This window comes from Pseudonocardia adelaidensis (assembly GCF_039543345.1).
GTDB lineage: Bacteria > Actinomycetota > Actinomycetes > Mycobacteriales > Pseudonocardiaceae > Pseudonocardia > Pseudonocardia adelaidensis.
In genome coordinates, this window is the sequence record NZ_BAABJO010000025.1 from 1 (window position 1) to 12,503 (window position 12,503).

Genomic DNA, 12,503 nt, shown 5'->3' on the forward strand with positions numbered 1-12,503 from the left:
ACGGATCAGAACAAGATCACACAACGGGCAGGATCAGCGGGAACGACACACCTAACAAAGTACTACTAGTGTCCCGAGTCGAAAGTCCACCACGTATCTCGACGGCCCAGCTCCACGCTGAGCGCACCGGCGAACCGGCCGAGTACGCCCGGTACGAGGCCGGCTCGCCGGCGCACTCAGCGAGAAGCTGGATCCGCCGATATACACACCGAACTTCCGACTCGGGACACTAGTGCCCCCCGCCTCGGACGCCGACCAGACCGACCGCCCCGCGCAGCCCTACGCAGCCCACGCAGCCGACGCAGCCCACGCAGTCGACGCACCCGACACAGGCCACGCAGCGGCGGCAGCCCACGCAGCCCAGGCAGGCGATGCACGCCACGAGGGCCACGCTGAGCAGGGTCAGCACCGAGCCGATGATCCCGACGCTGCCCGCCGTGGCGACGCTGCCCGCCACCGCCGCGCTCCCGGACGTCGCCACGCTCCCGGCCACCGCGACGCTGCCCGCCGTGGCCACGCTCCCGGCGACGGCGGCGCTGCCCCCGGTGGCCACGCTCCCGGCCACGGCCACGCTGTTGTCCGTCGCGATGCTCCCGCTGACCGAGAGTTCCTGGGCACCCATCCGCCGGAGGTTACCCGGGGATGATCCGCCGCTTGCGCAGATCGTCGAACAGGCCGAGCAGCATGGCCTCGGTGTCGACGTAGCGGTGGAAGCCGAACCGGCGCGACTTCGAGGTGTCGGCGAACATGTCGTAGTCCCAGGACAGGACGAAGTCGCCGAACGCCCACGACGAGACGTCCGCGTACGGGGTCGGGGCGAGCCCGTGCCGCGCGACCATCGCATCCCACACCGGTTCCTTGTCCGCCATGACGTCCTGCAGCGACATCGGCAGGGGCGGCGCGAGCTCCAGCCCGAACGCGTCGGCGACGACCGGCCACATCCGGTTCCAGCGGAACAGGTCGCCGTTGGCGATGTTGAACGCCTCGTTGGCGCAGCGCGGGTCGGTGGCCGCCCAGACCGTGGCCTCGGCGAGCAGACTGGCGTCGGTCAGCTCCAGCAGCGCGTCGTAGGCACCCGGCTTGCCCGGGAACCGCAGCGGCACGCCCAGCTCCTTGCTGATCGACGCGTACACCGCGAGCACCACGCCGACGTTCATCGGGTTGCCGAGCCCGAACCCCGCCACCACCGACGGCCGGATCGCCGACCAGGTCCAGCCGCCTGCGGCCGCTCGCTCCTCCACGAGGTGCTGCTGGTCGACGTTGAACTCCGGCGGCATGTGCGGCGGGTCGCTCTCCTTGGCCGGCGTGGCGAACGGGCCGAGGTGCGCGCCGTAGACCTTGTAGCCCTGCATGAGACCGACGTGCTGGAGGTCGGGGGCCACCTCGCCGGCCACGTCGAGCACGGTGCGCAGCATCGTGACGTTCGGTGCGACGAGCTCCGACCACGTCGGCCGGTCCTGGTAGGCGGCGTAGAACACGTGCGTGATGCCGGGTTGGGCGCGCAGGGCCTCCCGCACGGAGGCGGGGTCGAACAGGTCGGCGGCCAGGTGGCGCACCGGGCCGTCGGTGGGCCCGCCGCGGCGCGACAGGCCGACGACCTCCCAGTCGGGCAGGCCGGCGAGGTGTTCGGCGAGCGTGCCGCCGATGACGCCGCGGGCGCCGACCACGAGCGCGGTTCTGGTCATGGGTGTCCTCCTCAGACCGTGACGGGGACGCGGCGCCGGTCGAGCGCCACGGAGACGACGGCGACCGCGACCCCGGCCGCGGCCATGGCCGCCCCGACGAGGTTGGCGGCGGGGAACCCGAGCCCGGCGTCGATCACGAGGCCGCCGAGCGCGGCGCCGATGGCGTTGCCGAGGTTGAAGGCGCCGATGTTGGCGGCGGCGGCCATCGTGCCTGCGCTGCCCGCGGCGTCGATCACCCTGGTCTGCAGGCCGGGCGCGGTGGCGAACGCGGCGGCGCCCACGAGGAACAGCGTGATCGCGGCCGGTACCGCCGAGTGCACCGTGACCGTGAATAGCGCGAGGGCGACCGCGAGCGCCCCGATCGTCCCGATGATCGCGGGCATCAGGGCGCGGTCGGCGATCCGGGCCCCGACGAGGTTCCCGACGACCAGCCCCACCCCGAACAGCAGCACCAGCCAGGTGAGCGCGCTCGACGGGAAGCCTGCGACGTCGACCATGAGCGGCGCGACGTAGGTGAACGACGCGAACACGCCGCCGAAGCCGAGCGCGGTCATCCCCAGAGCCAGCCACACCTGGGGACGGCGGAACGCCGCCAGCTCGGCACGCAGGTTGGCGGCCGGGTCGGCGGGGCGGTCGGGCACGAGGGCCAGCACGCCGATGGCGCCGACCACGCCGAGCGCGGCCACCACCCAGAACGTGCTGCGCCAGCCGAACGCCTGGCCGAAGAGCGTGCCGAGCGGCACGCCGACGACGTTGGCCAGGGTGATCCCCGTGAACATCATCGCGATCGCGGCGGCCCGGCGCTGCGGCGCGACGAGCCCGGCGGCGACGACCGACCCCACGCCGAAGAACGCGCCGTGGCACAGCGAGGCGACGATGCGGCTGACCATCATCAGCGCGTAGTCGGGCGCGAGCGCAGACCCGATGTTGCCGATGATGAACAGCCCCAGCAGCCCGATCAGGACGGGCTTGCGCCGCAGCCGCGTGGCTGCCGCGGTGAGCAGTGGTGCCCCGACGAACACGCCCAGCGCGTAGCCGGAGACGAGCAGGCCCGCGGCGGGGATGTCCACGTGGAAGTCGGCGGCGATCTCGGGGAGCAGGCCGGTCGGCACGAACTCCGTGGTGCCGATGGCGAAGGCGCTGATGGCGAGGGCCAGCAGGGCGAGCGGCATGAGAGGACGACCTCCAGACGAAGCGGACGCGGGTACCGCGCGTCTGCAACAGTTGCACACGCGGGCTATTAGCGCCAAGCGGGTATGGTGGTCCCCACAGGGGAGGTGGGCATGGCGATCGCCGACGACGCCGTCGAGGTGCGGGCTCAGGGCTGGCGCACGCTCGCCGCGCTGCACAGCCGGCTGGAGGAGTCGCTCGAGAAGGCGCTGCAGTCGGAGTTCGGCCTGTCCGTCGTCGAGTACACGGTGCTCGACACCCTCGCCCGGCAGGACGGCTGGCACATGCGCATGCAGCAGGTCGCCCGGGCCGCCGCGCTCTCGCAGAGCGCCACCACCCGGCTCGTCACCCGCCTGGAGAACCGCGGCCTGCTCAGCCGGTACCTGTGCCCCGACGACCGGCGCGGCATCTACAGCCAGATCACCGACCAGGGCCGCGACCTGCTCGAACGCGCCAGGCCGGTGCACGACGCCACGCTCAAGGAGGCGCTCGACGCCGCGGCGGCCCTGCCGGAGCTCGGCCGGCTCGTCGACGCGCTGCACGGGGCAGCAAGCCAGGAGAAGCCACGGCAGGACGCGGGCTCGTAGCCTCGGCGGATGGTCAGCGTGCGCTACATCGTCGACGACGTGGACGCGGCCGTCGACTTCTACACCACCCACGTCGGGTTCGAGGTGAAGATGCGCCCGGCACCCGGCTTCGCGATGCTCTCCCGCGGGGACCTCACGCTCCTGCTGAACGCACCGGGTGCGGGCGGCGGCGGGCAGCCGATGGCCGATGGCACCCCGCAGGAACCGGGGGGATGGAGCAGGTTCCAGATCGAGGTCGACGACCTCGACGCCACCGTCGCCCGGCTACGGGAGGCGGGCGCCACCTTCCGCGGCGACGTCATCACCGGTCGGGGCGGGCGGCAGGCCCTGGTGCAGGATCCCGCCGGCAACGTCGTCGAGCTGTTCCAGGGCTAACCGAACGTGGCCCTCCAGGCGCGGTAGCCGCCGTCGAGGTCCGTGGCGTTGCGCAACCCGAGGTCCTGCAGCGACGCGGCCGCGAGACTCGAGCTGTACCCCTCCGAGCAGACGACGATCCAGGTGACGTCGTGGTCGACGGCCTCCGGGATGCGCGCGTCGGAGGCCGGGTCGAGCCGCCACTCGATGTGGTTGCGCTCGATCACCAGCGCACCGGGCAGCTCGCCCTCCTCGGCGCGCTGCCACGCCGGGCGGGTGTCCACGAGGTACGCGCCCTGGCGCACGAGCTCGGCGGCGCGGCGCGGATCCGGCCGGTCGAGCCGGACGCGGGCGGCCGCGAGCAGGTCGTTCACGGTGGTCATCCCACTCCCTTCAACGGGCCGGCCTCCGACGAACCGGACTCGACGAGCACACTGCGGGTCCTGCGCAGCCGCGCGCCCGGCTCCACGGCGTAGTACGACATCGCGGTGAGCGGCGGGGAGTACGCGTGCACCGACACGGCAGGCGTCGCGTCGGTGTTCCGGACGTCGTGCACGTGCCCCAGCGGGAAGCCGAGGCTGCGTCCGGCGCGCACCCGCCGCTCGCGCAGGCCGTGGCCCACCCAGCGCTGCTCGACGAGGCTGCCGGACACGACCGTGAGCGCCCCGAGCGAGCCCGCGTGGTCGTGCAGCTCGGCGGTCTGCTCGGTGGCCCAGCTGATCAGCCAGACGTCCCAATGCACTTCTGATGGATCAACGCCGCCAGGCGGAGATCCATCAGGGAAGGCGACGTACTCGTCGCTGCGCAGCAGGCGGTACCAGCGCCGCTCCGGGTCGACCCGTACCTCGTGGCGGCCGGCGCGCACCTCGGCGGCGACGTCGCGGGTCAGGGCGGTGAGATCGGCGAGGGCGAGGGGCGTGGGGGCGTGCGGCAGCACGGAGGGCTCCAGCGGTGACGGTTCGAGCGGACGGGGGAAGGTCAGCTCGGGCGACAGCACTGGTCGAAAGCGTCCGCGCGACGAGAACCCCAGATCTCTCCGAGGACGGCGGCGGGCGACATGTGCGTATACGACCACACCCCGCCGCGGGATTTCCACCCGCTCCCACGGCCCGGGATCAGCGCCGTAATGTCCGGGCAAGCCGAGACCCCTGCCCGCTGATCACACCGCCCGGAGCCGGCGCTCCTGCGCGGCGCGGCGGAGCGTGTCACGCACCGTCGCGGCGATCCACGACGGCCGGCCGAGCACGACTGCCGCCCGGAACCGGAGCAGGATCCATCCGCAGCGGCCCAGGCAGGTGGCCCGGTTCAGGCCGCGCACGGCCCCGCCCCGAGGCCCTGCGCGGCGATCTCGGAACGATCATGAGTGGGCGGCGAGCCACTCGCGCAGGTCACCGAGCGGGGCGTCCCGCTCCGGCTCGTTGTAGATCTCGTGCCAGAGCCCCTCGTACCAGCGGACGGTGAGGTCGGGCGAGCCGCAGCCGGCCTCCAGGCGGCGGAACCCGGACGCGTCGACGATCGCGTCCAGCGTGCCGTGCTGCATGAGGACGGGCAGCCGCAGCTCCCGCGCCCGCTCCGGGAGTACCTCGAACTGCCCGACGACCGCCGTGGACAGGCCGAGGGTGGGGCGACCGTGGTGCACGAGCGGATCGGCCCGGTAGGCCGCGTACACCGCCGGGTCCTTGCTGATCTTCGAGGCGTCGATGCCCGCCGGGCGCAGCGTCGGCGCGACCTTCCCGACGGCCCGCAGCACGCGTACCGCCGCCTTCGGCACCGTGTTGTTGGCGAGCGCCGGGGCGGAGAGCACGAGCCCGGCGAGGTCGGCCTGGTGGTCGAGCGCGTACGCCAGCGCGATCTGGCCGCCCATGCTGTGGCCGAGCAGGAACACCGGGAGGCCGGGGTGCCGCGCCGCGACCGTGCGCCGGAACGCGTCGAGGTCGGCCAGCCAGTCGGCGTAGCGGCGCAGGTGCGCGCGCCGCCCGCCGGAACGCCCGTGACCGCGGTGGTCGACGCCGTACACGGCCCAGCCCGCCGGGACGAGCGCGTCGACCACGTTGCCGTAGCGCCCGGCGTGCTCACCGAGCCCGTGGCAGATCAGCACCACCCCGCGCGGGTCGCCCGCTGGGAGCCGGCCCTGCCAGAACAGCTCCACGCCACCGACCCCGGGAAGCCGACCCTCGATCCGCTGGTGTTCCACGGGCGGCTTCGTCAGCGCAGACCACTCATGGCGTCGTCCTCCACCAGGTCGCCGTCCGCCACCGGGCTCGCCGGCTTGAGCTCGACGTCGTGCCGCACCTCGGCCTCCTCCGCCACCTCGAGCAGCGCCGCCACCGGCTCGCGGCCCGGGGCCGCCACGGACAGCCCGTACTCGCCTGCGCCGATGTCGCCGATCCGGTACGCGCCCTGCGCATCGGTGTCGACCGCGTCGACGGCCTCCCCGTCCTGCACGAGCGTGACGCGGGCACCTGCGATCGGGCCGTCCTGGCCGTGGACGGACCCCGACACGGACGCGGAGCGCGCGATCAGCACGTCGGTCTCGGTGGCCGAGCCGGTGACCGTGATCGCGACGGCGCCCGGCTGGTGGCCCGCGGCGGTCGAGACGAGCACGTACCCGCCCGGCGCCGGGGCGGACACCTCGCCCCGCCCCTCCGCGTCGGCGGCACCGGCGGCCACGTCTCCACCGCGGTCGTCGAGCAGGGTGACGGTGGCGCCGCCCACCACCGTGCCGTCGCGGCGGACCACGCGGTAGCGCACCGGCTGCGCGGCGCCGGCCTCGACGGGCGCATCCTGTTCCTCGGGATGTTCCATCGCGACCACGGGGGCGCTGTCCTGGTGCAGCCCCGCGTCGGCGAACCCGAAGGTCCGCAGGAGGGCGAGATCGGCCGCGGCCTGCTCGGCGGCCTTCTCGTCGGGCGTCTGCCGGCCGCGACGGCGCTCCGGCTCCGGATCCGGTGCGGCGGGTGGCTCCTCCTCGGCGAACCGGCTCGGCACGGCCGCCGGGACGTGCTCGGCCTCCGTCTCGTCCCGCTCGGTCGGGAGCGGCGCCTCCGCCGCCGGTACCGCCGGACGTGGGCGGCCGGCGAGCGCTTCGGGCTCGACCCAGACCCCCTGGGGCTGGGGTGCCGGCTCCGCCGCGACCGGCTCGGGCGCCGCCGTCACCGGGACGTCCTCGGCCTCCGTCTCGTCCCGCTCGGTCGGGAGCGGCGCCTCCGCCGCCGGTACCGCGGGACGTGGGCGGCCGGCGAGCGCTTCGGGCTCGACCCAGACCCCCTGGGGCTGGGGTGCCGGCTCCGCCGCGACCGGCTCGCGCGCCGCCGTCGCGTCGTCCTCGACCGTGTCCGCGGACGCCTCCGGTGCCACCCCGGGCTCGATCCAGGCGGGCCGCGCCGGGGTGGCGGGCTCCGCCGCTACCACCTCGGCCGGGGTCTCCTGCTCCTCACGCGCATCCGCGCGCGACTCGGGCTCGGCCGGGGCGACCGGCGCAGGCACCTCCGGTTCGGCGGGCGTCTCGACCGCCGGCGTGGTGGCCTCCTCCGGAGCGGACGCGTCAGCGGCCGGGACGATCCGCAGCGGTGCCGGCGGGGCGGGCGGCTCGCGCCACGGCTGCCCGCCGCCCAGCCCGACGGCCATGCGGGCGCCGCGCTGCCACGGGGCGTTGTCACCGTCGAGAGCGTGCGATGGAGGCTCCGCCGACTCCCGCTGCACCCGCCCGGCAACGGGCGTCGGGCGCGGCGAGGGCGGCACGAACACCGGTGCGGGCGGCTCCGGGGCGGGCGGTGCGGCTTCCGGGGCCGCAGGGGCCGCCGCGGCGACGGTCGCGGTGACCGGCGTGGGGCGGGGCTGCGCCGGCTCGGGGCGGGCGGCGGGCGGCGCGGCGACACGCGGGGTGGCGACCCGCGGAGCGGCCTGCGCCATCGAGCCCGCCTGCTGCCGGAGCCGGACGAGGTCGGCCACGGTGCGCGGTTGGGCGGCGGTCGCGGCGAACTGGCGGCGCACCCGGGGTACGAACCGCACGGCCAGCAGGACGAATCCCGCGACGACCAGCGCCAGCCCGATCAGAACGAGCGTGTTCATCGGACTTCTCCGCCCGCCCGCTCTGTCATGTCCCGACGCTCTCCGCTCCGCATCCGCCTTCGCCCGCGGCGGGCGTCCGGTGGCCGGGGACGGCGGTGGACCGCCGTGCCCCGCGGGAGCCCGCCGCAGGGAACCTAGCACCTGTTCCTGATCTGGGCAGGGAGCGACGGAGAGCGTGTTGGCGCAGGTCACGGGCCGAAGCGTGATCGCTTGCCGATCCCGGCATGCTTGCCGGGACTGCGGGGAAGGGAAACGTGTGGACAGCGAGCTGATCGAACTGGCGGCCGCGCACGGCGTCGCCACGAGCTATCGGGACGGGGACCGGCGCCCGGTCCAGGTGGATCCCGAGGTGGTGGTCCGGGTGCTGGGCCTGCTCGACGTCGACGCCGGGAGCCCGGGAGCGCGGCGCGGGGCGCTGGCCGCGGCCCGCGAGCGTGCGGCGAAGGGGCGGCTGCCGGGCACGATCGCCGCCCGCGCGGACCGGTCGCGCGAGCTCCCCGAACCGGGCGTGCTGGTCGACGAGGCGGGCGCGCGGCGCGAGGTCACCGAGATCCCGGCCGGGCTGGAGCCGGGGTGGTACCGGTTGGAGCTGGCGGAGCAGGAGGTCACGGTGGCCGTGGCGCCGCCCGCGTTGCCGGAGCCGGCGCGGGGCTGGGGATGGATGCTGCAGCTCTACGCGCTGCGGTCGGCGGGCTCGTGGGGCATCGGGGACCTCGGCGACCTGCGGGCGTTCACGGAGTGGACCGGCGCGGAGCACGGCGCGGACGCGGTGCTGCTCAACCCGCTGCACGCGATCACGCCCGTACCCCCGGTGCAGCCGTCGCCCTACACCCCGTCGAGCCGGCGCTTCGGCACACCGCTCGCGCTGCGGATCCCCGACCTCACCGCGTACGCCCGCGCCGACGGGGCGACCCGCGCGGAGGTCGACGCGCTGCGCCCGGAGCTCGCGGGTGGCCGGATCGAGCACGACCGGGTGTGGGCCGCGAAGCGGGCGGCGCTGGAGCTGCTCTGGCGCGGGGAGGGCCGGCCGGAGCCGCGAGGGGTGGGCGCCGACCTCGAGGAGTTCGCCACCTACTGCGCACTGGCCGAGCGGTACGGCGCACGCTGGAGCCGGTGGCCACAGGGCCTGCGCCGGCCCGACGGCCCGGACGTCGCGGCCGCGAGGGCGGAGCTGGCCCCGCGGGTCGCGTTCCACGCGTGGGTTCAGCTGCAGGTGCAGGACCAGCTCGCAGCGGTGCGGGACGCGGCCAGGGCGGTCGGCGTACGGGTCGTGCACGACCTCGCCGTCGGCTGCGACCCGGAGGGTGCCGACGGCTGGGCGCTGCAGGACGTGCTCGCGCAGGGCGTCCGGGTGGGGGCCCCGCCGGACGCGTTCAGCCAGCAGGGCCAGGACTGGGGGCTGCCGCCGTGGCGCCCGGACCGGCTCGACGCCACCGGCTACGCGGCGTACCGCGACCTCCTGCGCGCCCTGCTCCGCCAGGCCGACGGGCTGCGCATCGACCACGTCGCCGGGCTGTGGCGGCTGTGGTGGGTGCCGCCCGGCGAGGGGCCGGACCGCGGCACGTACGTGCACTACGACGCGGACGTCATGCTCGCCGTGCTCGCGCTCGAAGCGCACCGGGCCGGGGCGCTCGTGATCGGGGAGGACCTGGGCACGGTCGAGCCGGAGGTCACGCAGGGCCTGGCCGAGCGGAACATGCTGGGCTCGTCGGTGCTGTGGTTCACCCGCGATCTCGACGCCCCGGGCCGCCCGCTGCTGCCCCCGCGGGAGTGGCCGGAGGCGTCGGTGGCGACCATCTCGACCCACGACCTCCCGACGGCCACCGGGTTCCTACGCGGCGAGCACGTGCGGGTGCGCGCCGAGCTCGGGCTGCTCGACGACGTGCCGGCCGAGGAGGCCAAGGCGACCGTCGACCGGCTGGAGCTGGTCGAGCTGCTCCGCGAGGAGGGCCTGGTGACCGGGCCGGAGCCCGGGGAGGACCAGCTCGTCGTCGCGATGCACGCGCTGCTGGCGCGCAGCCGCTCGCGGCTGGTGCTCGTCTCGCCGTACGACGTGGTGGGAGAGGTGCGCCAGCCCAACCTTCCCGGCACGGTCGACGAGTACCCGAACTGGCGGCTCCCCCTGCCCGTCACGGTGGAGGAGCTGCGCGACGACCCGCGGGTGCGGGTCGTGGTCGACGAGCTGCGCCTGTACCGCGGCGGGCAGGATGACGGACATGTCTGACGAGAGCCGCGCAGGCGCCGCAGCCGACCTCCTGTGGACAGCCTGGACCTCCGGCGAGCGGATCGGCGCCCTCCCCGACGATGTCCGGCCGCGCGACGACGCGGAGGGGTTCGCCACGCAGCTCGCGATCGGCGGCCACGCCGGGCGGACCTACGGCTGGAAGATCGCGGCGACCACCACGGCGGGGCAGGCCCACATCGGCGTGACCGGCCCGCTGCCCGGCCCCCTGTTCGAGCGGTTCCGCCACGATCCCGGCGACGTCCTGCCCAGCGACGACATGCACATGCGCGTGGTCGAGGCCGAGTTCGCCTACCTGGTGGGCGCCGACGTCGCCCCGGACGCGGCACCGGACGAGATCGTCGCCGCGGTCGACGGCCTGCACCTGGCCGTCGAGGTGCCCGACTCGCGGTTCGCGCGCTACGAGACGGCCGGCGGGCCCCAGCTCCTCGCCGACTGCGCCTGCGCCGGCCGGTTCGTGCTCGGCCCGCAGGTGTCCGGGTGGGCAGAGCACGACCTGTCCACATGGGGAACGGAGGTGTGGATCAATGGGGAACGGGCCGCCACCGGGAGCGGCGGCAACGTGCTGGGCGACCCGCGGAACGCGCTCGTCTGGGTCGCCGAGGACCTGCGCCGCTACGGCCGCGGACTGCGCGCCGGCGAGCTCGTCACCACCGGCACGACGACCGCCCCCGTGCCCGTCGGTCCCGGTGACGAGGTGCGCGCCGCCTTCGGCGAGCTCGGCGAGGTGTCCTTCTGCTTCGCGGGCTGAGCGCCGTGCGGCTCCGGCTCACCGGTCAGGGCGCTGTGCCGACGAGCTGGTGGGGACCGCCACAGCAGGCGCGCCGACGCAGGTGGCCGTGCAGAGCCGCATCCCGAGCATCGCCCGCATCCCCTCGTCTGCGACCGCTCGTCCCCGGCTACGGCGGTTGCCGGGTCGGCGCAGGAGCCACGAGGCCCGCGAGCGGGCTCCACGCCGGCCGGATCCCGCTGGCCACCCCGGCGCGCCAGCGGCCATCATCGGGGAGTGGAGTCGACCCGACTGGACCGCTGGCTGTGGGCGGTCCGGCTGACCAAGACCCGACCGGATGCCGCGGCCGCCTGCCGCGGCGGGCACGTGCGCGTGAATGACCGCCCCGCCAAGCCGGCCACGCCGGTGCAGCCGGGCGACGAGGTGCGGGCCCGGGTGCACGACCGGACGCGGGTGGTCGAGGTCGTGCGGGTCATCCAGAAGCGGGTGGGCGCCGCCGACGCGGCCACGTGCTACATCGACCGCACGCCCGCTCCGCCGCCCGAGGCGCTCGTGCCGGTGGCGCGCCGGGAGCGCGGTGCCGGGCGCCCGACGAAGCGGGAGCGCCGCGTCCTCGACGCCTTCCGCTCCGGACGGGTTTAGGCCGTGTCCCAGCGGGCCCCGCTCAAGCCGCCGCAGCCTCCTCCGCGCGCACGACCGGCCGCCGGGAGCGCTCACGCAGGCCCAGCGCCGTGACCGAGGCCACCACGACGAGCAGCCCGGCCCACTGGCTGGGCTCCAGGTGGGTGCCGAGCAGCCCCACGCCGATCAGCGCGGCCGTCACCGGGAACGCCAGCTCGGCGAGGGTGGCACGGGCGGCGGCCGTGGAACGCAGGCCGATGTAGTACAGGGTGAGGCCGAGCAGGCCGGGCACCAGCGCGAGCAGCACCAGCGGGCCGAGCTGGGCGCCCGTCACCGCGACCGGAGCACCCTGCGCGAGCAGCACGACGGCGCTGGCCGGGAGCCCGATGGCGAACCTCAGCACGGTGACGTCGCGGCTGGCGATGCGCACGCTGACCATGCGCCCCAACACGGTGCCGACGGCCCACAGCGCCGCGGCGGCCACGGCGAGCAGCGCGGCGGTGACAGCCTGCGGCGCCGCCGAGAGCGGGTCCGGGAAGGCCATCAGCCACGCCCCGCCCAGCGCGGGCACGGCGAACAGCCAGTAGCCCCGGCGCAGGCGTTCTCCCAGCAGCAGCGCGGCCGCGACCACGGCGATGACCGGCTGGAGCTTCTGCAGGACGAGCGGGGTGACCGGGTCCCCGTAGCGGAACGCCTGCGTGAACAGCGCCGTGGCCACCGCGGACGCGCCTGCGCCGATCAGCACCAGCGCCACCCGCTCCGCCCGGCTCGCCGCGCCGAACGCCCGTACCGCCGACGGGACGAACGGCAGCAGGACCACGACGATCAGCAGGTGCTCCCAGAACACCACGGTGGCGGCCGGGAGCTGGCCGGCGAGGGGTTGTCGCAGCAACCCGTCGGTTCCCCACATGGCGGCCGCGACGGCGATCAGCCAGGTCCGGTCGGGGGCGCTGCCACGTCGATCCACGCCACCGAACAACGCCGCGGGCTGCGGATCCATACCCGGCCCCGGGAACCACGGCGCTGATCGGTTCACCCCCCGC

Annotated in this window: 13 protein-coding genes; 5 read left to right on the top strand and 8 right to left on the bottom strand. The window is 75.2% G+C overall.

Going from position 1 to position 12,503, the window contains the following annotated elements; genetic code table 11:
• Window positions 1–229: 229 nt before the first annotated feature.
• From ABEA81_RS28070 to ABEA81_RS28080, 3 genes are read right to left on the bottom strand one after another with little or no spacing between them, the layout of a single operon-like run.
• A complete protein-coding gene (locus ABEA81_RS28070; protein WP_345608851.1) occupies window positions 230–622 on the bottom strand; it encodes a hypothetical protein in 393 nt (130 codons plus the stop codon).
• A 10-nt stretch (window positions 623–632) separates the two neighbouring features.
• Window positions 633–1,685, bottom strand: coding sequence for an SDR family oxidoreductase (locus tag ABEA81_RS28075; protein ID WP_345608853.1), 1,053 nt, complete (start codon window positions 1,683–1,685; stop codon window positions 633–635).
• A gap of 11 nt (window positions 1,686–1,696) precedes the next feature.
• Window positions 1,697–2,857 (bottom strand): MFS transporter, encoded by a 1,161-nt coding sequence (locus ABEA81_RS28080; protein WP_345608855.1) that lies wholly within the window; start codon window positions 2,855–2,857, stop codon window positions 1,697–1,699.
• 111 nt (window positions 2,858–2,968) lie between these two features.
• Between ABEA81_RS28080 and ABEA81_RS28085 the strand changes: the two genes are divergently transcribed.
• Together ABEA81_RS28085 and ABEA81_RS28090 are read left to right on the top strand one after the other, a co-directional pair.
• The gene (locus ABEA81_RS28085; RefSeq protein WP_345608858.1) at window positions 2,969–3,442 is read left to right on the top strand and encodes a MarR family winged helix-turn-helix transcriptional regulator; all 474 of its coding nucleotides are present in this window, start codon (window positions 2,969–2,971) and stop codon (window positions 3,440–3,442) included.
• A gap of 9 nt (window positions 3,443–3,451) precedes the next feature.
• Window positions 3,452–3,817, top strand: coding sequence for a VOC family protein (locus tag ABEA81_RS28090; protein WP_345608860.1), 366 nt, complete (start codon window positions 3,452–3,454; stop codon window positions 3,815–3,817).
• Here ABEA81_RS28090 and ABEA81_RS28095 read toward each other — a convergent pair.
• The 4 genes from ABEA81_RS28095 to ABEA81_RS28110 form a co-directional block, all read right to left on the bottom strand.
• The gene (locus ABEA81_RS28095; protein WP_345608862.1) at window positions 3,814–4,179 is read right to left on the bottom strand and encodes a rhodanese-like domain-containing protein; all 366 of its coding nucleotides are present in this window, start codon (window positions 4,177–4,179) and stop codon (window positions 3,814–3,816) included. The genes ABEA81_RS28090 and ABEA81_RS28095 overlap by 4 nt on opposite strands.
• On the bottom strand, window positions 4,176–4,793 hold the full coding sequence (locus tag ABEA81_RS28100) for a cysteine dioxygenase (RefSeq protein WP_345608864.1): 618 nt from the start codon (window positions 4,791–4,793) through the stop codon (window positions 4,176–4,178). The genes ABEA81_RS28095 and ABEA81_RS28100 overlap by 4 nt, the downstream gene beginning before the upstream one ends.
• Window positions 4,794–5,153: 360 nt before the next feature.
• Window positions 5,154–5,990, bottom strand: a complete 837-nt coding sequence (locus ABEA81_RS28105) for an alpha/beta hydrolase (RefSeq protein WP_345608866.1) — start codon at window positions 5,988–5,990, stop codon at window positions 5,154–5,156.
• Window positions 5,991–6,001: 11 nt separating this feature from the next.
• Window positions 6,002–7,867, bottom strand: a complete 1,866-nt coding sequence (locus tag ABEA81_RS28110) for a carboxypeptidase regulatory-like domain-containing protein (protein WP_345608868.1) — start codon at window positions 7,865–7,867, stop codon at window positions 6,002–6,004.
• Window positions 7,868–8,123: 256 nt separating this feature from the next.
• Between ABEA81_RS28110 and malQ the strand changes: the two genes are divergently transcribed.
• The 3 genes from malQ (at window position 8,124) to ABEA81_RS28125 (ending at window position 11,481) form a co-directional block, all read left to right on the top strand.
• Window positions 8,124–10,091, top strand: a complete 1,968-nt coding sequence (gene malQ / locus ABEA81_RS28115; RefSeq protein ID WP_345608870.1) for a 4-alpha-glucanotransferase — start codon at window positions 8,124–8,126, stop codon at window positions 10,089–10,091.
• Window positions 10,084–10,860 carry a 2-keto-4-pentenoate hydratase gene (locus ABEA81_RS28120; protein WP_345608872.1) on the top strand — a complete coding sequence of 259 codons (777 nt, stop codon included), beginning with the start codon at window positions 10,084–10,086 and terminating at the stop codon, window positions 10,858–10,860. Before malQ ends, ABEA81_RS28120 begins: the two co-directional genes overlap by 8 nt.
• Window positions 10,861–11,115: 255 nt before the next feature.
• Window positions 11,116–11,481, top strand: coding sequence for an RNA-binding S4 domain-containing protein (locus ABEA81_RS28125; protein WP_345608874.1), 366 nt, complete (start codon window positions 11,116–11,118; stop codon window positions 11,479–11,481).
• A 22-nt stretch (window positions 11,482–11,503) separates the two neighbouring features.
• Here the strand turns inward: ABEA81_RS28125 and ABEA81_RS28130 are convergent, their stop codons facing one another.
• Window positions 11,504–12,460: a DMT family transporter gene (locus ABEA81_RS28130; RefSeq protein WP_345608876.1), complete on the bottom strand. Its 957-nt coding sequence runs from the start codon at window positions 12,458–12,460 to the stop codon at window positions 11,504–11,506.
• Window positions 12,461–12,503: the final 43 nt, after the last annotated feature.

Bases quoted from the DNA above. Each gene is read 5' to 3' on its own strand.
- ABEA81_RS28095 (WP_345608862.1), bottom strand. From the start codon at position 4,179: ATGACCACCGTGAACGACCTGCTCGCGGCCGCCCGCGTCCGGCTCGAC.
- ABEA81_RS28090 (WP_345608860.1), top strand. From the start codon at position 3,452: ATGGTCAGCGTGCGCTACATCGTCGACGACGTGGACGCGGCCGTCGAC.
- ABEA81_RS28075 (WP_345608853.1), bottom strand. From the start codon at position 1,685: ATGACCAGAACCGCGCTCGTGGTCGGCGCCCGCGGCGTCATCGGCGGC.
- ABEA81_RS28070 (WP_345608851.1), bottom strand. From the start codon at position 622: ATGGGTGCCCAGGAACTCTCGGTCAGCGGGAGCATCGCGACGGACAAC.
- ABEA81_RS28130 (WP_345608876.1), bottom strand. From the start codon at position 12,460: ATGGATCCGCAGCCCGCGGCGTTGTTCGGTGGCGTGGATCGACGTGGC.
- ABEA81_RS28080 (WP_345608855.1), bottom strand. From the start codon at position 2,857: ATGCCGCTCGCCCTGCTGGCCCTCGCCATCAGCGCCTTCGCCATCGGC.
- ABEA81_RS28085 (WP_345608858.1), top strand. From the start codon at position 2,969: ATGGCGATCGCCGACGACGCCGTCGAGGTGCGGGCTCAGGGCTGGCGC.
- ABEA81_RS28110 (WP_345608868.1), bottom strand. From the start codon at position 7,867: ATGAACACGCTCGTTCTGATCGGGCTGGCGCTGGTCGTCGCGGGATTC.
- ABEA81_RS28120 (WP_345608872.1), top strand. From the start codon at position 10,084: ATGTCTGACGAGAGCCGCGCAGGCGCCGCAGCCGACCTCCTGTGGACA.